This is a genomic window from Kocuria sp. KRD140, assembly GCF_017168375.1.
GTDB lineage: Bacteria > Actinomycetota > Actinomycetes > Actinomycetales > Micrococcaceae > Kocuria > Kocuria marina.
In genome coordinates, this window is the sequence record NZ_JABFAW010000001.1 from 70,523 (window position 1) to 90,553 (window position 20,031).

At 70.9% G+C, this 20,031-nt stretch carries 17 protein-coding genes; 2 read left to right on the forward strand and 15 right to left on the reverse strand.

Annotated features, from left to right (window positions below):
• The 4 genes from J1M36_RS00290 to leuS form a co-directional block, all read right to left on the reverse strand.
• The coding region (locus J1M36_RS00290; RefSeq protein WP_206478262.1) for a ComEC/Rec2 family competence protein at nucleotides 1-1,013 on the reverse strand (1,013 nt) is incomplete at its 3' end.
• 338 nt (nucleotides 1,014-1,351) lie between these two features.
• Entirely contained in the window at nucleotides 1,352-2,308 is a 957-nt protein-coding gene (locus J1M36_RS00295; RefSeq protein ID WP_206478263.1) for a ComEA family DNA-binding protein, read from the reverse strand.
• A 356-nt stretch (nucleotides 2,309-2,664) separates the two neighbouring features.
• Nucleotides 2,665-3,732 carry a DegV family protein gene (locus J1M36_RS00300; RefSeq protein WP_206478264.1) on the reverse strand — a complete coding sequence of 356 codons (1,068 nt, stop codon included), beginning with the start codon at nucleotides 3,730-3,732 and terminating at the stop codon, nucleotides 2,665-2,667.
• Nucleotides 3,732-6,227 carry a leucine--tRNA ligase gene (gene leuS / locus J1M36_RS00305; protein ID WP_206478265.1) on the reverse strand — a complete coding sequence of 832 codons (2,496 nt, stop codon included), beginning with the start codon at nucleotides 6,225-6,227 and terminating at the stop codon, nucleotides 3,732-3,734. The genes J1M36_RS00300 and leuS overlap by 1 nt, the downstream gene beginning before the upstream one ends.
• A gap of 178 nt (nucleotides 6,228-6,405) precedes the next feature.
• Here leuS and J1M36_RS00310 point away from each other — a divergent pair, with 178 nt between their 5' ends.
• Both J1M36_RS00310 and J1M36_RS00315 read left to right on the forward strand, forming a co-directional pair.
• On the forward strand, nucleotides 6,406-7,461 hold the full coding sequence (locus J1M36_RS00310; RefSeq protein ID WP_098053468.1) for an alpha/beta fold hydrolase: 1,056 nt from the start codon (nucleotides 6,406-6,408) through the stop codon (nucleotides 7,459-7,461).
• Entirely contained in the window at nucleotides 7,458-8,561 is a 1,104-nt protein-coding gene (locus J1M36_RS00315; RefSeq protein WP_206478266.1) for a glycosyltransferase family 1 protein, read from the forward strand. The genes J1M36_RS00310 and J1M36_RS00315 overlap by 4 nt, the downstream gene beginning before the upstream one ends.
• A gap of 120 nt (nucleotides 8,562-8,681) precedes the next feature.
• On the opposite strand, the gene J1M36_RS00320 is transcribed toward J1M36_RS00315, so the two are convergent.
• From J1M36_RS00320 to mihF, 11 genes are all read right to left on the reverse strand, one after another.
• Nucleotides 8,682-9,419: an ABC transporter permease gene (locus J1M36_RS00320; RefSeq protein WP_229566321.1), complete on the reverse strand. Its 738-nt coding sequence runs from the start codon at nucleotides 9,417-9,419 to the stop codon at nucleotides 8,682-8,684.
• 179 nt (nucleotides 9,420-9,598) lie between these two features.
• Nucleotides 9,599-10,777, reverse strand: coding sequence for an ABC transporter substrate-binding protein (locus J1M36_RS00325; protein ID WP_206478268.1), 1,179 nt, complete (start codon nucleotides 10,775-10,777; stop codon nucleotides 9,599-9,601).
• Complete coding sequence (locus J1M36_RS00330; protein WP_318545503.1) at nucleotides 10,774-11,535, reverse strand: ATP-binding cassette domain-containing protein; 762 nt, start codon at nucleotides 11,533-11,535, stop codon at nucleotides 10,774-10,776. Before J1M36_RS00330 ends, J1M36_RS00325 begins: the two co-directional genes overlap by 4 nt.
• Nucleotides 11,532-12,617, reverse strand: a complete 1,086-nt coding sequence (locus J1M36_RS00335; protein ID WP_206478269.1) for an acyl-CoA dehydrogenase family protein — start codon at nucleotides 12,615-12,617, stop codon at nucleotides 11,532-11,534. The genes J1M36_RS00330 and J1M36_RS00335 overlap by 4 nt, the downstream gene beginning before the upstream one ends.
• Before the next feature lie 87 nt (nucleotides 12,618-12,704).
• Nucleotides 12,705-13,244: a DUF4242 domain-containing protein gene (locus J1M36_RS00340; protein WP_145004750.1), complete on the reverse strand. Its 540-nt coding sequence runs from the start codon at nucleotides 13,242-13,244 to the stop codon at nucleotides 12,705-12,707.
• 253 nt (nucleotides 13,245-13,497) lie between these two features.
• A complete protein-coding gene (locus J1M36_RS00345; protein ID WP_241246682.1) occupies nucleotides 13,498-15,870 on the reverse strand; it encodes a primosomal protein N' in 2,373 nt (790 codons plus the stop codon).
• 29 nt (nucleotides 15,871-15,899) lie between these two features.
• A complete protein-coding gene (gene metK / locus J1M36_RS00350; RefSeq protein WP_143470041.1) occupies nucleotides 15,900-17,105 on the reverse strand; it encodes a methionine adenosyltransferase in 1,206 nt (401 codons plus the stop codon).
• An 11-nt stretch (nucleotides 17,106-17,116) separates the two neighbouring features.
• Complete coding sequence (coaBC, locus tag J1M36_RS00355; protein ID WP_206478271.1) at nucleotides 17,117-18,346, reverse strand: bifunctional phosphopantothenoylcysteine decarboxylase/phosphopantothenate--cysteine ligase CoaBC; 1,230 nt, start codon at nucleotides 18,344-18,346, stop codon at nucleotides 17,117-17,119.
• 36 nt (nucleotides 18,347-18,382) lie between these two features.
• Nucleotides 18,383-18,847, reverse strand: coding sequence for a DNA-directed RNA polymerase subunit omega (gene rpoZ / locus J1M36_RS00360; RefSeq protein ID WP_241246683.1), 465 nt, complete (start codon nucleotides 18,845-18,847; stop codon nucleotides 18,383-18,385).
• Nucleotides 18,848-18,920: 73 nt separating this feature from the next.
• Entirely contained in the window at nucleotides 18,921-19,496 is a 576-nt protein-coding gene (gmk, locus tag J1M36_RS00365; protein ID WP_206478272.1) for a guanylate kinase, read from the reverse strand.
• A gap of 111 nt (nucleotides 19,497-19,607) precedes the next feature.
• The gene (gene mihF / locus J1M36_RS00370) at nucleotides 19,608-19,922 is read right to left on the reverse strand and encodes an integration host factor, actinobacterial type (RefSeq protein ID WP_064845875.1); all 315 of its coding nucleotides are present in this window, start codon (nucleotides 19,920-19,922) and stop codon (nucleotides 19,608-19,610) included.
• Nucleotides 19,923-20,031: the final 109 nt, after the last annotated feature.

Sequence of the window (20,031 nt, forward strand, 5' to 3'; positions counted from 1 at the left end):
GGCCCGCACCACAGTTGGGCGACGAGGGGCACGGCTATGCACGCGGCGAGCGCTGTGGGGATCCGGGAGGCGAGGACGCGGGTCACGGGGCGGGCGCTCACGAGGATGCCGGCGGTCGCGAGGACGGAGAGGATGAAGCCGAAATCGATGGCGAGGGGCGGTTGCACGAGCACCAGGCCGGTGACGGCGGCGCACAGGGCGTTGAGGCTGACGCCGGCGCGGCCGCTGAGCATGGCGGCCCCGCCGAGTGCACCCATGACGCCGGCGCGCAGGACGGAGGGGTCGGGGCCCACGAGCAGCACGAACCCGGCGAGCGCGGCGAGCCCGATACCCACGCACAGTCGCCGCCCCGCGCCCAGGGTCAGGGCGGCGTACCCGGTCAGGATCATCACCACAGTGCAATTGGACCCGGAGACGGCCGTGAGGTGGGTCAGTCCGGTGTCCTTCATGCTCTGCGCCAGCGCCTCGGGCAGCTGGGAGGTGTCTCCCACGGTCATGCCGGGGACCAACCCGGCGCTCACTGCACCGAACCGTCCGGACACCCGGGTCAGGTTCGCGCGCACGGTGTCCAGCAGTCCGGGCCGGGCTCCCCGGCAGCCGTGATCGCATCCGGTGGGTGGGGAGGTGGCCCGGGCAGTGAGCCGTGCCGGGTTCGCGGTGCGCGTCACGTTCACCACAGCGTTGACGGTGTCCCCGTCGCGCAGGCCGTCCCACCCGGGGTGGGCGGCGAACACCGTGAGTTCGGCGGCTGCGGCCTTCCCGTCCGCGGCGTGGACGGCCAGGGGTACGACGACGCCGCGCGATGCCTCCTGCTCCCCTGGCGCCGGTGAGCCCGTGTATTCGCGGGGCATCCCGGTGACCGTGGCGTTGACGCGGACCGCGGAACCGGGAGGATGCTCGGTCAGGAAGTCGCGGGACGGTGCGGTGGCGGCGAGCGCCGTCGTGATGGCCGCGGCGGCACTCAGCGCCACGACCCCCGCCAGAACGGCCAGGCTGGGCAGGAGGGACCTCATCCGGGCGCGGGACTCGCTGGATGATGGCCGCGGGCATCCATGGGAGGAGGAACCCCCGTGCACGTCCGACGCATGCGTCCAGGATCGCGCGCGGCTCGGCTGCCCGGCCGGCGGACGGCTGCGTTGTGCCGAGGCGGGCGCCTTCCCTCGTGGCCCGCGGTTCACCCGCCGGATGCGAGACCGGTCGAGAAGAGCGGGGGCGCACCACGCGAGGCCGAAGACCAGCACGCAGCCGAGAGCCCCCACGGCCCCTACGGTCCACCCGGCAAGTAGTGTCAGCGATCCGCACACCCACGCGGTGATGGCAACCGGGACCAGGCGCAGGTCCCATCGCACGCTCACACCGTGACCAGTGGTAGCAGTGCCTCCAGCATGGCGGGACCCACCCCGCTGACGTCGTCGAGCTGTTCCGCGGAGGTGAACGGGCCGTGTTGGGTGCGGAACTCCACGATCCGCTGTGCGAGGACCGGTCCCACGCGAGGCAGGGTCTCGAGCTCCGCTTGCGAGGCCGTGTTGAGGTTGACCGGGGCGCCGCCGGGCAGGGCGGCCGCACCACCCGCCTTAGCCGCAGCGCCTGATCCGGACGATGAACCTCCCGTGGCCGCACCACCCTCGGAAGCACTACCGCTCACTCCAGTCTTAATGCTGGCGCTGTTCGCTGCTCCCTCGGCCGGGGCACCGGTCCCGGCGCCATTCACGGAACCGCCCTGCGCGGCAGCCTCGGCCACCCGATCGACGTTCTCCTCATTGGGAATCGTGATCTGGGCGCCGTCGCTCACGGGCTGCGCCAGGTTGATCCGGTCCTTCACCGCACCCTTCGTGAATCCACCGGCTGCCGCCACCGCATCCATGACGCGCGCACCCGGGGACAGCGTCACCACGGATGGGTCCTTGACCTCCCCGATCACGTGGACCGTGAGCACCCCGGCTTCTTCGGCGGAGGCGGTACCGCCGCCCGCTGAACCGGCTCCGGCTCCCCCGACGAGCCCTGAGGACGTCGCGGATCCGGACACCCCGTGAGGTGCGTCGTCCCGGCCGGTGGCTTCAGTGCCCTCACGGGCGGCGTCAGCGCGGCCGGAACCCTCATCTGCCCCCGCGCCATCCGTACCGGCGACGGCGCCCTCCGATTTCACGGAAGTGGACGTGACGACGTCGTCCCCCTGTCCATCGGGGAGCAGGTTCCAGCCCCCGATCCCGAGGGCCACCAACAGCACGGCGCACAGTGCTACCAGCGCGGGGCGAGCAATGTGCCGACGGACCACGACGTCCTCGCGATGCCGGGAGTGCTCGGACACCGGGTCTGCACTGAGCGACGGACCGGTGGCACCATCGGCGGCGTCGTCGGCCGGTTCCGCACCACCGTCCGGAGCCAGGTCGGCGCCCTCTTCATCATGGCCAGCAGCACGGCGACCCGTCGCACCACGGCCGGCCACATCACCATTCCAATCGGGCCCTGGCTCCGCCCATGGCAGCCCCGCACCCGACTGCCGGTCCTCCCGCAAGAGCGCCGTCAACCGCTCCGTGGCCTCACTGTCCCGGAACCGGCGCCGTCCCCTGAAATCGATTCCACTCATGCGCCCACCCCACCGCACTGGCGACAGGGCTCGTGGGTGCGCGACGCCACCGGTGGATTACTCGGGCGACACGCGGATCAGGGGTGCGCTTGTGCAGCCCGCCCGTCGTGCCACACGGGCCGGGACGTGGGGCCCTCGATGACCGCGGCCTTCGTCCCGAGCCCCACGTGCGCGCTGAGCACCGGGGGCAGGTCACTGATCACGAGCTCCGCGTCCGGGCGGTAGCGATCCATGAGCACCTCACCGATCTCGCGCGCCCCGTGCGGGTCCGCGACGTGGTGAATACACAACACCGGCCGGTCGGTCTCTGCGTGGGCCAGAGCCTCCCCCGCCAGCACCATGAACCGCGCCTTAGCCCGCGACAAGGACACCGGCCGCTCCACGGTCACGATCTTGCCCTCGGCCATGCTCAGCAGCGGTTTGAGCTGGAACATGGAACCGACCATCGCCGTGGTCGGATTCACCCGTCCACCCCGGCGCAGGGTTTCCAGCGAGCGCACCTGAATCAGTATCTGTGCCTGGGCGGCGGTCTCACAGGCGGCCGCAGCGACGTCGTCGATCCCCGCCCCCGACGCCACTGCCCGTAGTGCCGCGCGCACCCCCAGACCCTGCCCCAGACCGGCGCTTGCGGTGTCGACGATCCGCACGGGGATCCCGATGTCCTGGCGAGCAATCCGGGCGGCGCCCACCGTCCCGGACAGCTCCCCCGACAGGTGCACCGAGACGATGGCGTCGTACCCCTCCTCCTCGAACCGCCGGTACGCGGCACGCAGCTGCCCCGGGGCCGGCCGGGACGTGGTCACGGGTGTGCCCTCCGCGAGCGCAACGACGAGCGAGGACAGGGTGTCGGATTCACAGGCCGTGTAGAGCTGACCGGAGATCAGCACGGGCATGTCCACGAGCGCGAAGCCCGGTGCGTCCTCGAACGCGCGGAGCCAGGAGTCCGGCAGGGCGGCGGCGCTGTCGGTGACGACGGCGACGCGGGGCGGCGCGGCGTCGTCGTCCCCCGAGGACGCGGAAGCGGACGCAGACGGGGACGCTGACGGCGCTCCGACAGGAATAGAGGCCGCATCTCCGAACGGGCGGAGCCCGCCCTCCCGCTCGGTGGAACGGGGGGACGGGCTCCGGGGCTCGCGGGGGAACATCAGACCACGATGTTCACGAGCTTGGGGGCGCGCACGATGACCTTGCGCACCGTGGCCTCGGACAGCAGGCGCTGGACGGCCTCCGATCCCATGGCCGCGGCCTCGAGGTCCTCGTCGGTGATGTCCGCGGGGACCTGCAACCGGTCACGGACCTTGCCCTTGATCTGCACGATCGCGGTGACGGTGTCCTCCACGAGCAGCGCGGGGTCCACGGTGGGCCACGGGGCGCGCACCACGGAGTCCTCGTGCCCGAGCAGGTGCCACATGTCCTCGGAGGTGTACGGCGCCACGAGGCTCAGCAGGATCGCCACGGCCTCGGTGGCCTCGCGCACGGCGGGATCGGCCGGACCGCAGCCCGCGTCGATGGCCTTGCGCACGGTGTTCACGAGCTCCATGGTCCGGGCGATCACCACGTTGAACTTGTGCGCCTCGAGCAGCTGTTCGGCGTCCGCGACCGTCTTGTGGGTCGCACGGCGCAACGCCTGGTCCCCGGTGGTCACGTCCGCGTCCCGGGCGGCCGTGCAGTCCTTCGCGAGGCGCCACGCGCGGGCCAGGAACTTCTGGGCGCCCTGCGGGGACACGTCCGCCCAGTCCACGTCGTCCTCGGGCGGTGACGCGAAGACCATGATCAGGCGCACGGCGTCCACGCCGAACTCGTCCAGCTGCTCACCCAGGTCCACGCCGTTGCCCAAGGACTTGGACATGGCCTTGCCCCCGTTGAGCACCTGACCCTGGTTCAGCAGCGCCTTGAACGGCTCCTGGAACCCGATCAACCCGAAGTCGTAGAGCGCCTTGGTGAAGAACCGCGAGTACAGCAGGTGCAGGATCGCGTGCTCCACACCGCCCACGTACTGGTCCACGGGTAGCCACCGGTCCACCTCGGCGCGGTCGAACGGCGCAGCGTCGTCGTGCGAGGACGCGTAGCGCAGGTAGTACCACGAGGAGTCCACGAACGTGTCCATGGTGTCGGTGTCGCGCGTGGCCTGCCCGCCGCACGCGGGGCACGCCACGGTGACCCAGTCCGACGCCGCTGCGAGCGGGCTCCTGCCCTTGGGCGCGAGTTGCTCACCGCGCAGGTCCTCGGGCAGCCGCACGGGCAGCTGGTCCTCGGGCACGGGCACTTCACCGCACGAGGGGCAGTGCACGATGGGAATGGGTGCACCCCAGAACCGCTGCCGGGACAGCAACCAGTCCCGCAGTCGGAAGTTCACGTGATGCTCGCCGGTCCCGGCCTCAGTGACGATCTCGATGGCCTTGGCCACCGCCTCCGCCTTGGACAGCCCGTTCAGCGGTCCGGAGTTGATCAGGGTGCCGTCACCGGTGGTGGCGACCCCCGTGCTCGCGGGGTCCTCCTCGCCGGTGTCCAGGACCGCGCGCACGGGCAGGTCGAAGGCCCGGGCGAAGTCCAGGTCCCGCTGGTCGTGGGCGGGCACCGCCATGATCACGCCGGTGCCGTAATCAGCCAGGACGTAGTCCGAGGCCCACACCGGCAGCTTCTCGCCCGTGAGGGGGTTGACCGCGTAGCGGCCCAGGAACACACCGGTCTTCTCCCGGTCGGAGGCCTGACGCTCGATGTCCGACAGTGCCTTGACGTCCTCCCGGTACGCGGCGAGCGCGTCGGCGTGTTCGGGGGCCACGATCTCCTGGGCGATCGCGGCGTCCGCGGCGACCACGCAGAACGTGGCGCCGTGGAGGGTGTCCGGGCGGGTCGTGAACACGGTGACGGTACGCCCGGAGGTGTCCTCGGGGCCCGCGCCCTCGATCACGAACTTCACGTGCGCGCCCTCGGAACGCCCGATCCAGTTGCGCTGCATGGCCAGCACACGCTCGGGCCAGTGGCCCTCCAGCTCACCCATGTCGTCCAGCAAGCGCTGGGCGTAGTCGGTGATCTTGAAATACCACTGGTTCAGGGACTTCTTGGTCACAGGGGTGTGGCAGCGCTCGCACGCACCGTTGACCACTTGCTCGTTGGCGAGCACCGTCTGGTCCTTGGGGCACCAGTTGACCGGGGAGTCCTTCCGGTACGCCAACCCGTGCTTGTAGAACTGCAGGAACAGCCACTGCGTCCAGCGGTAGTACTCGGGGTCGGACGTGTGGATCTCCCGGTCCCAGTCCACGCTGATCGCGTAGCGCTTGAACGAGGCGCGCTGGGTGTCGATGTTGCGGTAGGTCCACTCCGCGGGATGGGCGTCACGCTTGATGGCGGCGTTCTCCGCCGGCAGGCCGAAGGAGTCCCAGCCGATCGGGTGCATCACGTCGTACCCGCGGTGCAGCCAGTAGCGGGAGACGACGTCCCCCATGGCGAACGCCTCCGCGTGGCCCATATGCAGGTCCCCCGAGGGGTAGGGGAACATGTCCAGGACGTAACGCCGCGGAGCGGAACCGTCGTCCCGGGGCGCGAAGACCCGGTTGTCCTCCCAGTAGCCGGACCAGGTGGCCTCGATGCGCTGGACGTCGTAGTCCGTGCCCGCATCCGGGGTGCTGTGCTCGCTCACGTGCCTCGCCTTCAAAGTTCACGGGGATGGGCCGGGGATGCTCGCTCGCCCCGGTACCGGCGCGGTGACAGCCTGGTCCCCCGTTCTCGTGTGGGGATTTCTCCCAGTTTAGACCAGCCCGCCACCGCGCCTCTCCCGGCTAGCATGGATGCGCCGACGCCGCACGACTGGAGGACCCGTGGAGAACACCTACGCCGAACGCCGCAGCGTGCAATTGGACGGGTACCGCGTGCGCTACTGGTTCTACGACGCGGACAAGAAGCACAAACCGTTGCTCGTGATGCTCCACGGGTTCCGCGGGGACCACCACGGTCTGCAGCTGATCGCGACCGCCCTACGCGAGAAATACCACGTGGTGCTACCGGACCTGCCCGGTTTCGGACGCTCGGAACCCTTCCCTGACCGAGAACACTCGGTGCCCAGCTACGTGGAGTTCGTGCGCGAGTTCCTCGAGGCACTGACCGATAACGCCGTCCATCCGGGCTGCGAGACGGGCATCGTGCTCGCGGGGCACTCCTTCGGGTCCACCCTGGCCGCGCACTTCGCCGTGGAGTACCCCGCCATGGTGGAACGGTTGATCCTGCTCAACCCCATCTCAGAACCCGCCCTGGCCGGACAGCAGAAGCGGCTGACCAAGCTCACGGAGCTCTACTACTCCGCGGGCGCGTCCCTCCCCCGGCGGCTGGGCACCAAATTACTGACCTCAAACGCCGTCGTGAAACTCATGACGGACGTGATGGTCAAGTCCGAGGACCCGGGGATCCGCAACTACGCGCTGCGCCAGCACCAGGCCTACTTCAACACCTTCGCCAACCGGGACGTGCTCACCGAGGCCTATCAGGCGTCGATCTCCCACACCGTCGCGGAGGTCGCGATGAACCTGACCATGCCCACCCTGCTCATCGTGGGCGACCAGGACGAATTGGGCTCCGTGCACTCGCAGCGCACCATGGCCTCGTGGATCCGCAGCCACAGCCTCAAGATCATCCCCGGGGTGGGTCACCTGATCCACTACGAGACCCCGCAGCTCGCGGCGGAATACATCGAAGACTTCCTGGCGTCCCCCGCGCCGGAACCCCTCGAGGGCTACGACCAGTTACCCCACGCGGACACGACCGCCTCCACCCCGGACCAACTCACCGGGATGATCCCCGCGGTGGACCCCGGCTCCGGTGAGCACCAGCTCACCAAAGAGGCCACCGCGCGCGGACTCTACGGGACCCACGAACGGTGAAGCTGCTCTTCGACGCCCGCTACATCCGCACCGATCACCACGATGGGATCAGCCGCTACAGCGCCGAACTGCTCGCCGCCACGGCTCGGGCGGTTGCCTCCGATCCGCGCGTCCGCCTCGCCGCACTGATCAGCGATCCCGCCCAGGCTGCCCTGATCTCCGAGGGTCTGCCCACGCTGCTGGGCCCGTCCGTTACGTCCCCGGCCGAGGTGCTCACGGGCGCCCTGCTGAGCCGGTACGCACCCGACGTCGTGTTCTCCCCCATGCAGACCATGGGCTCGCTGGGGCGCCGCCACAAGCTGATCCTCACGCTGCACGACCTGATCTACTACGAGCACCCGCAGCCCCCGGGCGATCTTTCCTTGCCGGTGCAGTGGGGCTGGCGCGCGTACCACAAGGCCTGGTGGCCCCAGCGGCTCACGCTCAACCGCGCCGACGCCGTGGCCACGGTCTCCGAGACCTCCCGGCAGCAGATCCTTGCGCAGCGCCTCACGAAACGGGACGTGCGCGTGATTGCCAACGCGGCGCCGTCAGCGGGGGTCCCCGAGGACGAGGCGCTCGCGCGGCTTTCACGCCGCGGCACGGACCTGGTGTACATGGGCTCGTTCCTGCCGTACAAGAACGTGGAGACCCTGCTGCGGGCGATGGCCCACCTCCCGGGGCGCACCCTGCACCTGCTCTCGCGCATCTCCCCCGCGCGCCGCGCCGAGCTTCAGGCCCAGGTGCCGACCGGGGCCCGCGTGGTCTTCCACGGCGGAGTGGGCGAGGAGCAGTACCGCGAGCTGCTGTCCTCGTGCGCCGCGCTGATCACGGCCTCCCGCGCGGAGGGCTACGGCCTGCCGCTCGTGGAGGCCTTCGCCGAGGGTGCGCCTGTCGTCTGCTCCGACCTGCCGATCTTCCGCGAGGTCGCCGGCGATGCCGCCGGCTACGCTCCCGCGGACGACGACGCCGCGTTCGCCGCCCGGGTGCGCGAACTCACGAACCCCACCGTGGCCCACGAACGCGTGCTCGCGGGGTTGGAGCGGATCTGCGAGCACACCTGGGAGGACTCCGCGCGGGACCTGCTGGACCTGGCGTGGGAGCTGCACCAGCGCGGTTGAACCGCTGTGCACAGCTCCCCCGTACTCGCCCCCCCGGTTCTCGGCCCTGGGGTCTTCAGCCCGGAAGGTTTCAGCAGCCAGCGCTCCGGACGGTGACCGGGGGCGACGTCGCCGACCCCCTCAGGTGCGCACCACCCGTTCCCGCAGCAGCCACTGGGCGAGGGCGTCCAGCGCGATGCCGAGCAGCCCGATGACGAGGATCACCACGAGCATCTCGTCGTAGGCCAGACGGTCCCTCGCGTTGAGGATCTCGTAGCCCAGCCCGGTGCTGACCCCAAGCATTTCCGCGGGCACCAGCACGACCCACGAGATGCCCAGCGCTAGGCGCACCCCGGTCATGACGTAAGGACGGATGCTCGGAAACACCACCGTGAGCAGCCGCTCGAACGGTGTTGCGCCCAGGGTACGTGCCACCCGGAGGTGGGCCGGGTCCAGCGCGGCGACCCCCGCCGCGGTGTTCAGGGTGATCGGCCACACGGCGGCGGCCGCCACGAGGAAGACCACCGGCGCACTGCCCACTCCGAACAGGGCCACGGCCACCGGTGCCCACGACAGCGGCGAGACCATCCGCAGGAACTGCACCACGGGCGCGCTCGCCCACCGCACCCGTTGCCAGGAACCGATCACCAGTCCCAGCGGCACGCCGATCGCCGTCGCCAGCAACAGACCGCCGAGCAGGCGCCACAGACTCGTGACTGCGTCCTGGACCACAACTCCCCGTTCCAGGAGCGAACCGACGGCACCTGGCAGCTGCTCGGGGCGGAAAGCCGCGATCATCGTGGACCCGCCGGCGGCCGCGTGGGTGAACGCCCACCACGCCGCCACGGTCACGAGGACGCCGAATGTGCCCCAAGCCACGGCCGCACCTCGTCCGGCGCCCCCGCCCGCCCGTCTCCGGGACGTGGACGGCGATGTCGCTCGGTCACTGTGCGCACCCGCTCTGGAGTCTCGGACAGGGGCCGAGCCGGTGCCACCCGCTGACGGTGCGGCGGCGAGATCCGTGCCCGTGCTCTTGGGCGTGCTGCGGGATGTGGGACTCATGCCTGGATCTCCTCGGTGCGTGTGGTGCCGTGCATCCCGAACGCACCCCAGCCGCCTGCCCTTGCGATGCTCCGGGTCACCAATGCGTCGTCCACCAGCTCGCGGTGCGCGGTGGCAGGATCGAGCCCGGTGAGGAACCCGGCGGGGGCATCCACCACCGTGTCCTGCATCGCGCGCACCAGCTCCTGCGTGAAACTCGGGTACGGGTAGGGCCGGAAGTCCAGGGACTCGCCGTGCCAGTCAGGGTGGTGCAGCGCGTCGGCGTGCGCGGCCGCGGTGTAGGTCAGGGCCCGCTGGATCACGGGCTTCGGCTGCGGGAGGTAGCCGGAGGCCAACACCGCCGCGGTCTCGGGGCGGTTTGTCCGCGCCCACGCCTGCGCGCGGACCAGCGCGTCCATGAAACCCGCCGCCTGCTCGGGACGATCCCTCAGCAGCTCCCCGCGCAGCATGGTCACGCAGCAGGCGTGGTCCCGCCACACGTCCCCCAGGAACCGGTGGATCGTGCCCACGTGCTTCGCCTCCGCGGCCGCGTTGAACGGGTCCGCGACCACGTACCCGCCGATCACCCCGTTGTTCAGTGCGGGCAGCATGTCCGAGGGGGCCATCGGGACCAGCGCCACGGTCCGGGCGCTCGTGGACGGGCTCTCACGCATCACGGGTGTCAGCCCCTCGGCGCGGAGCATCTTCTGCACCACCACGTTGTGGATGGACCACCACGCGGGAATCGCCACGGTGCGGCCGGCAAGCCCCGCCAGGTCCGTGATCTCCGGGTGCACAGTGAGCGAAGAGCCGTTCGTGTGGTTCCACGCCGTGATCCGCACGTCCGCCTGCAGCTCGTAGCGCATGTACAGGGCCATGGGCATGAGCATGTGGATGGCCTCCACCTTGCCCGCCACGAAGGCCTCGGACAGTGAGGACCAGCTGCGGAACAGGACGGGCCGCGCGACGGCCACCCCGGCGTCGTCGTAGTAGCCGTTGGCGTGGGCAACCAGCAGGGGCGCGGCATCAGTGATCGGCAGGTACCCGATGCGCACGGGCCGTGAGCCGCCGTCACCACCGCTGCCGATGCGGGTTCCCGTGTAGAGGGAACCGGCGCCCCACGCCACACCCGTCAGTGCCACCGCCGCGGTCCCGGCGCGCAGGACGGTCCGCCGTGTGGTGAGAGACCCGCTCATATCTCCCAGGTTCCCGCCTCGTCGTCCGTGCCGCGGTACGTCGCGAGAATCTGTCCGGCCGTGGTGCCGTCCTGGGACGGAACCCACTGCCGCCGAAAACCGCGCGGTCCGGCGAAGAAGCCGATGCGGTCCCCCAACGCCATGGCCTCGGCGACGTCGTGCGTGACCAGGAAGACCGTCAGCCCGAGGTCAGTGGTCAGCTGCCGCAGCCACTGCTGCAGGTCCTCGCGGGTGGCGGGGTCCAGCGCGCTGAAGGGTTCGTCGAGCAGCAGCACGTCCGGGCGCACGGCGAGCGCCCTGCCCACGGAGACCCGCTGGGCCTGGCCGCCGGAGAGCTCCTCCACGGGGGTGTGGGCGAGGTGGGAGAGGCCGAGGATCTCGAGCAGCTCGCCCACGTGCTCGTCGTCGAAACGGTCGCGGTTGCGCCGGTACCTGCCGCCGAGGGCGATGTTGAGCCGCACGGACAGCCAGGGGAACAGTGCCGGGGTCTGGAAGACCACGGCAAGGCGGGCGTCAGGGTCCGAGAACTCGATACTGCCTCCGTCGAGGGTCTCGAGCCCGGCGATGGCACGCAGCAGGGTGGACTTCCCGGAACCGCTGGGGCCCAGCACGGCGAGGGTCTCGCCCCGGTGCAGGGTGAGGTCCACGCCGTCGAGGGCGGGGTCGGAGGCCCCCGGGTAGGTTTTGCTGACACCGTGCACCCGCAGCGCCGTGCCCGGGTCCGTGGTCACCGCGGTGCCGTCGTGCCCGTGCCTCACCCGAGCCTGCGCAGTTCCCACCGCAGGTGGCCTTCCGTGGGCGACTGGACGGGCAGAAACGCTGCTTCCCGTGCGCGGCGCGCCGTGGGCGAGGACAGCGCGTAGCCACGGCCGCCCACGATCTTCGCCTCCAGGCGGGTGGCCTCGCCGGTGAGCAGGGCTGCGTCGAGGCGCAACTGCAGGAGCTCGCGGGGTGCGGCGGCACGCGGTTCCCGTGCCAGGCGCACGAGGTCCGCGCGCAGGCGCTGCTGCTCCGCCACGGCGTCGTCCAGGTCCTCGCGGAACATCTCGCCGACGCCGCCCAGGTTCTCCCGCGCGCTCGTCAGCGCCGCCGCGGAGAGACCGAGGCAGAACGAGGTCTGCAGCAGCAGGAACGGTCCGCGGACCGTGGCCAGGAACCCGGGGACGTCCTCGGTGAGGACGTCCTGCTCCGCGTCGATCTCCACACCCTCCAGGCGCAGGATGCCGGACGCCGTGGCGTTGAGCGCCATGAGGTTCTCCAGCGGCCGCACGCTGACCCCGCGGGCCGCCACCCGGGTGCGGACGATCGCGGGGCGTCCGTCCTCCCGGACGACCGGCAGGATCACGACGGCGTCCGGGTACAGGTTCGAGGCCCACGGCACGGTGCCGTCGAGCACCAGGTGGTCCCCCCGGCGGGTGAGCGTCACGGGGATCTCACCGATACCTGCCGCGGCCTTGAACGCCGGTGCCATGGCGGAGCACAGCGGCACGTCACCGGTGCGCAGCTCAGACGCGACGGGCGCCCCCACCGCGTCGAGGTACTCGAGGCCGGAGCGGTGGCCCCACAGTGAGAACGCCGTGGCCGTGCACTCGGCCGCGAGGTCGAAGACGACGGCTGCCTGTCCACGCAGGTCCCCGCCCCCGAGACCCAGGTCCAGCAGGCCCCGCTGCCCGAGCTCACGCAGGGTCTCGAACGGGGTGGTGTCCGCCTCGTCGGTGGCCCTGGCACGCTCGGCCGCGCGTGCCCGGACCAGGCCGTGTTCCGGGTAGTCGGTCAGTGGGGCCAGGAGCTCCTGGTCGGAGGCAGTCTCGAGGGTTGCCGAAGTACTGGGCTGGGACATGGGTTCCGTTCTGACGGGGCGTGCGCCGGGTGCCGCGGCCCGTCGTGGGCTGCGGCACCCGGTGGTGGTGACGGGTGGACGCGGGACTCAGACCTCGAGCTTGAACATCCGGTCGAAGGGGGTGCTCACGGCCGCGCGGGCGCGCACCACGGCGTCCTCGTCCGGAGCGTTGTAGAAGCACAGGCACTTGGCGGTGTCCTCGCGCACGTAGGTGCGCAGGAACGACACCTCGGGAACCTCGGCGTACTTGGGCGAGTTCGCCTTCTTGCGGGCGAGGTACTGGTCCATAGTGATCTCGGCGGGGATGTCCCACTCCACGAGGTAGTCGGTCTGGCCACGGAGCTTCTTGATGTCCTCGAGCTCCGCGCCCACCAGGCGCACCTCGTCCGGGCCGGTGACCTCGGTGACGGAATCCCCCAGCGCCGTGCGCACGGTCTGCGCAAGACCCTCGGGCGTGTCCTGCTGCGTCTCCACGACGACGAACACGCGAGCGTGGTCCGCCGTCACCTGGGACTCGATGAGTTCGGCAGAGGCCTGCGTGACAGCGCTCGACGTCGCGTCGATGATCGAGCGCACGGCCTCCTTCTCGGCCACGGCGGGAACAATTTCAATGAGCTGCAGCGACATGCGGATCCTTTCGGGAACGGGTCTGCGGTGATGACTTGCGCGCACGCCGGGACTCTTTGCCCCGGTGCGCGGTGCCACCCCGCGTGAACGTGCCCTCCACCGTAGGACTGCCACGTCCACCCGGTGCAAGAGGATTAACAATTCGACACATTTGACTGAGCAGGTCAGCCAGTCCTGGCGCACGCATGCGGCCCGGGTCCCGCCTCGCGATCCGCGGCACGTCGGGGTCCGTCGACGACGGCTGTGACGCGCCCTACAGCAGGTCGGCGACGTCGCAGCGCACCGTGACCGGCGCGTGTTCGCGCAGCGCGGAGGCGCGTGCCTTCTCCGCCCGCAGGGCACCGGTGACCCGCGGCGCGATCCCGAAGCCGAAGAACAGCAGCGCACGGTAGGGCCGGTTCCCGCCGCGCTCCCAGGAGCGGGCGGTGTCGGCACCGTCCAGAGTGGCGGCGTCGTTGGTGACGGTCTCAGCAAGGTCGGCGCCATTGCCGGGAGTGTGCTCCACCGGTGCGGGGCCAACCACACGAACGCGCTCGGGCAGCGCGAGGTCCCGCAGGGTGGCGTCCACGGCATCCCGCGGGCCGGTCAGCGCCGCTGTCCGCACAGCCGGTGGCAGACCCAGCTCGTGGCGCTCCCGCAGCTCTCGCTCTGCGTGCCCAGCCGGGTCCCAGCGCACGAGCGCTGAGACGGCACGGTCCTGGTCCGCCGTGACCACCACGGTGCCCCCGTCGGAGGACGACCGCACCAGGGCGGCGGCGTTGAACCACCGGCGCAGGGTCTGCTCCTCCGCACGCAGCCACGGCCGGGCAAGCATCCGGTTGCCGTCCAGCAGCAGCGCGGCGGCGTAGCCGCCGTCCGCGACGGGCTCCGCTCCCGGCGTCGCCACCACGAGCGCCGGGGCGGACCCCACCCGGGGCCGCACGGTGCGCTCGCTCGACGAGATCACGGGCACCTGCGGGAACGAACGGCCCAGCTCCTCCGCGGTCCGGGACGCCCCCACGGTGCTCAATCGCACCCGGGTGAACCCACACTCCACGCACCGCCAGTCATGGGCGTGACGCCCGCACCACGTGCACACCGGCACGGCGTGGGCGGAATCCAGCGCGAGGGGCCCGTCGCATGCCTGGCAGCGCGCGGGCGTACGGCACCGCTGGCAGGCGAGCACGGGAGCATAGCCCTTGCGCGCCACCTGCACGAGCACGGGCCCGGACTTCAGGGCCTCGCGTGCCACCCGGAACGCCTCGTGCGGTAACCGGGCGCGCGCCGCGAGCGGGTCGAGGGCGGTGTTGTAGGAATCGGAGGTCGCTTCGATGCGCGGGGAGAACCGGCGCAGGTCCGCGCGATCTGGTGCCACGCGCGCCGCCCACCCTGTGGCCACGAGCCGCAGCGCCTCGGGACTCACCGCGTACCCCGTGAACAGCGCGGCCAGACCCTGCTGCTGGGTGCGCAGCAACAACACGTCCCGCGTGTGCTGGTAGGGGGCGCGCTGCTCCACGAAGTTCACGTCCCCGTCGTCATGACAACACACGAGCGCGAGGTCCTGCACCGGCGCGTACGCGGCAGAGCGCGTGCCCACGGCCAGGCGCTTCTTCCCGAGCGCGAGCTCGAGGAACCCCCGGTAACGGGGCGTGGGTCCGTCGTCGGCGTGCAGGCGGACGACGGCGTCCTCCCCCACCAGCTCGCACAGCGCCCGTTCGAGCCGCTCCAGGGCCTTATGGTCCGCGACCACGCCCACAGCCCCACGACCAGCGGCGTACGCGGTGGCCATGGCGCTCGCGGTCAGCCCCGCCCAGTCGTGGTCCTCGGCCGAGGGCAGTACCTCCACGACCGCGCGCGCCGGCTCACCACGCCCCACGGACGCCACGAACTCCAGGCCGCCCGTGTAGTGCTGCCAGCCGGGCGTCGCGGGCTCCACGGGGGACGAGGGCGCTCGGCCGGGCTCGGGGGCCGCGGTCGGGTCCGCATCGGCGGCGCCGTCGGAAGCGGGGCCCGCTGATAGGTCGGCCGGCACCGCGGCGTCGTCGTCCGCATTCACGACGCCCGTCTCGGAGGTCTCGGCGGCTTCGGGAGCCGCGAACTCCTTGTCCACCCGCGCGACCCGCGGGGCAATCGCGGCCCGCAGGACGTCCGCGACCGTGCCCGCGCAGCGTTCGGCCACGGCCTGCGCGAGCTCGACGATCTCGGGGCGGGCCACCGGCAGCGGCGTGAGCACACGGCGGATGGGCAGCAATCGGTCCTCGGGGACGTCCGTGTGGGCCACGCGATCCACGACCCACCCGGACATCTTCCGTCCCGCGAAAACCACCGAGACCTTGGACCCCACGACCGCCTGGTCGTCGAGGGCAGCGGTCACGCGGTAGTCGAAGACCCGGTCCAGGTGCGGGACGTAGGCCTCGAGCAGGACCTTGGCCACGGGGTCGCGCGCCGCGCGACCCTCGGAGCCCAGGGCCTTTCGGGGCAAAGTACGCGGCTGGACCGGGGGTGCGGCCCCGGGCAGACCCGCGAGCGCGAGCTGCTCACCGGACGTGTCCCGCTCGGGGGTGTCCCGGTCCGCGGGGACGGAACCCGCAGTCGCGGAGTCCGGGCGCGCGGTGCCCGCCGACTCCAGCCTGGGAGACTCCGGCATGACGGGCTCCCTCCCGGCGGGGCCGGGGCTCACAGCCCCGCGGCGGAACGCAACTCCTGGACCCGGTCCGTGCGCTCCCACGTGAAGTCGGGGTCATGACGGCCGAAGTGACCGTGGGCGGCGGTCTTGGCGTAGATGGGGCGCTTGAGGTCCAGGTCCTCGATGATCGCCAACGGCCGCAGGTCGAACACCTCGGAGATCGCCTTCTCGATCCGCGCGGGGTCCACGGTCTCGGTGCCGAAGGTCTCTACATACAGGCCCACGGGACGGGCCTGACCGATCGCGTAGGCCACCTGGACCTCCGCACGGCGGGCCAGTCCGGCGGCCACGACGTTCTTGGCGACCCAGCGCATCGCGTACGCGGCGGAGCGGTCCACCTTGGAGGGGTCCTTGCCGGAGAACGCGCCGCCGCCGTGGCGGGCCATACCACCGTAGGTGTCCACGATGATCTTGCGTCCGGTCAACCCGGCGTCCCCCACGGGACCGCCGCGCACGAAGTTGCCCGCGGGGTTGACGATGATCTTGGTCGCGGACAGGTCCAGTCCGGAATCCTCCAGGACGGGGCTGATCACGCTGGTCGTGAGATCGCGCGTGAGCTGGTCCAGGTCGTAGTTCTCCGCGTGCTGGGAGGAGACGACCACGGTGTCCACGGAGACGGGGGTGTGCCCGTCGTAACCCAGGGTCACCTGGGTCTTGCCGTCCGGGCGCAGACCGGGCAGCACCGCGGTCTTGCGCACCCGGGTGAGCTGCTCGGACAGCCGGTGCGCCAACAGGATGGGGGCGGGCATGAGCGTGTCGGTCTCGTCCGAGGCGTACCCGAACATGATGCCCTGGTCCCCCGCGCCCTGCGCGTCCCGGGGGTCACGCGCGGCACCGGTGCGCTCCTCAAGGGACGTGAACACACCCTCGTAGATCTCGTTGGACTGCTCGCCCACGCTGATGGACACACCGCAGAACTCGCCGTCGAAACCGTGCACGGAGGAGTTGTACCCGATGTCCAGCAGGGTCTTGCGCACGATGTGGGGGATCTCCACGTACGCGTCCGTCTTCACCTCGCCCGCCACGTGCACGAGGCCCGTGGTGACCATGGTCTCCACGGCCACCGAGGAATTGGGGTCCTCGGTCAGCAGGGCGTCCAGGATCGAGTCGGAGATCTGGTCACAGATCTTGTCCGGGTGCCCCTCGGTCACCGACTCGGACGTGAAGATTCTCAGGTGCTTGCTCGCTTCGTTCACGGGAGACCACATTACCCGTCGGTGCGGATGTCCTCGGCGATGCGCTGCACCACGAACCTCGCCACCTCGTCCTTGGTCCCGCGCGCCCCGCGGTCCTCGCTCGAGCGGGCCGAGAGCACCGTGACCTCGGTGTCGTCGCGACCGAAGACCTTGTCCGTGCCCACCTCGTTGAGCACGAGCAGGTCGCAGCCCTTGCGTTCGAGCTTGGCGCGGGCGAAGTCGAGCACCGAGTGCTCGGCGTCCCCGGTCTCGGCGGCGAAGCCCACGATCAGCTGCTCGAGAGAGCGCTCGGCACGCTGGGCCACGACGGCGCGCAGGATGTCCGGGTTGCGCACCAGCCGGATCACGGGGTCCGTGCCGTCCTCGGACTTCTTCATCTTGTGCTCGCCCACGGTGTCCGGGCGGTAGTCCGCCACGGCGGCGGCCATGATCACGACGTCGGCCTCGCGCGCGGCAGCCAGGGTCGCGTCCTGCAGCTCACGCGCCGAGGACACGCGCGTGATGTCGACGCCGCTCGGCAGCTCGGTCTCCACGTGCGCGGCGATCAGGTGCACGTGTGCGCCCGCGTCGAGCGCGGCACGGGCCAGGGCCACGCCCTGCTTGCCCGAGGACCGGTTGCCCAAGAAGCGCACGGGATCCAGCGCTTCGCGCGTACCACCCGCGGTGACCAGGACGCGGCGCCCGCGTAGAGCGGCGTCGTCATCGGAGACGGAGGCCGGGGCCACGAGGGCGAGTGCGGCGTCGAAGATCTCCTGCGGCTCGGGCAACCGGCCCGGGCCGCTGTCCTTGCCGGTGAGCCGACCACTGGCCGGGTCGAGGACCGTGTGGCCGTGCTCGCGCAACAGGGCGACGTTGCGCTGCGTGGCCGGGTTCTGCCACATCTCGGTGTGCATGGCCGGGGCCAGCAGCACGGGCGCGGCGGTCGCGAGCACCGTGGTGGTCAGCAGGTCGTCCGCGTGCCCGTGGGCCACCCGGGCCATGAGGTCCGCCGTGGCCGGGGCGATCACCACGAGGTCCGCGGCCTGGCCCTGGGCCACGTGGTTGACCGTGTCGATCCGGTCGAAGACCGACCCCGAGACGTGCTCGCCCGTGAGGGCCTCCCACGTGGGCGCACCCACGAATTGCAGGGCGGCCTCGGTGGGCATGGGCACCACGTGGTGGCCGGCCTCGGAGAACAACCGGGACAACAGGGCGGCCTTGTATGCGGCGATGCCCCCGCCCACACCCAACACCACGCGCAACGGGGCGAACGGGGGCGGCGCGGCTGTGCGGGTCGGTCACTGCTCGGAGGACTCTGCGGAACCCTCGGCGGGGTCCTCGGTGTCCGCGGCCGGGATCTCCTCGGAGGTCTCCCCCAGCTGGACGCCGTCGGAGAACACCGCGGTGCCGTCCTGCTCACCCTGGGCGAAGAAGTCGCCGGTGAACATGTCCGTGGCGGTGGGCTCGTCGCTGACCAACTGGCCGTTGGGGGTGAACCCGGCGTGGTCCACGTGCACGGCCTCGATCAGGCCCTCGTCGACCTCGCGGAACGCGATGGACAAGGGCTTCTCGTTGAGCTGGGTGTCCACGAGCGGACCCACGTACTCGAACAGACCCTCGTGCAACTGCGAGTAGTAGGCGTTGATCTGGCGGGCTCGGCGGGCCCCGAAGATCACGAGTCCGTACTTGGAATCCGTCTTGTCGAGCAACCGATCGACGGGCGGGTTGACGATGCCTTCGTTGTTCGTGCTCACGTGTTTCATGACTCCTGTGGTGGACGGAAAAGGTGGTGCTACTGGCCGTGGGGGCTGCGCGGATCCGGGGCGGGTGACCGCCTCAACGGTGCGATGTGCTCGGCAACCCCATGAGGGCCACGAGTTCGGCGGCGGCGCGTTCCACCGTGTCGTTGACGACGGTGTGATCGAACTCGGGTTGCGCCGCGAGTTCCAGTTTAGCCGTTTCCAGCCGACGCTGCTGTTGCTCGGGGGTCTCGGTGCCCCGGCCCACGAGCCGGTGCACCATTTCCTCCCAGCTCGGCGGGGCCAGGAACACGAACTGGGCGTCCGGCATGGCCTGGCGCACGCTGCGCGCTCCCTGCAGGTCGATCTCGAGCAGGACGCTGCGCCCGGCCGCGAGCGCTTCCTCCACTTTGTGGCGCGGTGTGCCGTACCGGTTGAGGTTGTGCACGACCGCCCATTCGAGCAGGTCGTGGCGATCGATCATGTCGTCGAACTCGGCGTCGCTGACGAAGAAGTAGTGCACGCCCTCCACCTCGCCGGGCCGCGGCGCACGCGTGGTGGCCGAGACGGACAACCACACCTGCGGGTAGTGGTCCCGGATATAGGTGGACACCGTTCCTTTGCCCACGGCCGTGGGGCCGGCCAGAACGGTCACGGTGGGTGTGGGACGCACGGATACCTCCGGGAGAAGACGGTGACGGGCGAGCGGTCAGCTCGCCCGTCACTGTATCAACCGCGGGTCCTAGTGGTTGCGCCCGGGATCGTGCGGATCGGGGACCAGGGTTCAGCGGTCCAGGTAGTCCACGAGCGCCTTGCGCTGGTGCTGACCCAGGCCACGCACCCGGCGGGTGGGTGCGATCCCGATCTGCTTCATGATCGCCGCCGAGCGCACCTTCCCGATCCCGGGGGTGGCCTCGAGCAGTTCGGTGACCTTGAGGCGGCTGACGGCTTCGTCCTCCTCGCCCCTGCGCAGCACTTGTGCCACGGTGATCGACCCGTCCCGCAGTCCCTTCTTGATCTCCGCCCGCGCGGTCCGCGCCGCCGTGGCTTTCTCGCGCGCGCGTGCGCGCTCTTCGTCCGTCAGTGGCCGCAATGCCATGCCCAGCTCTCCTCCTCGTGTGACAGCGGCTCGGCCGTGCGCCTGATGGGGGGGGACGCACGCAAGCCGTCCCCCTGAAAGTACCGGACACGTTTGCCGCCGTAAACAC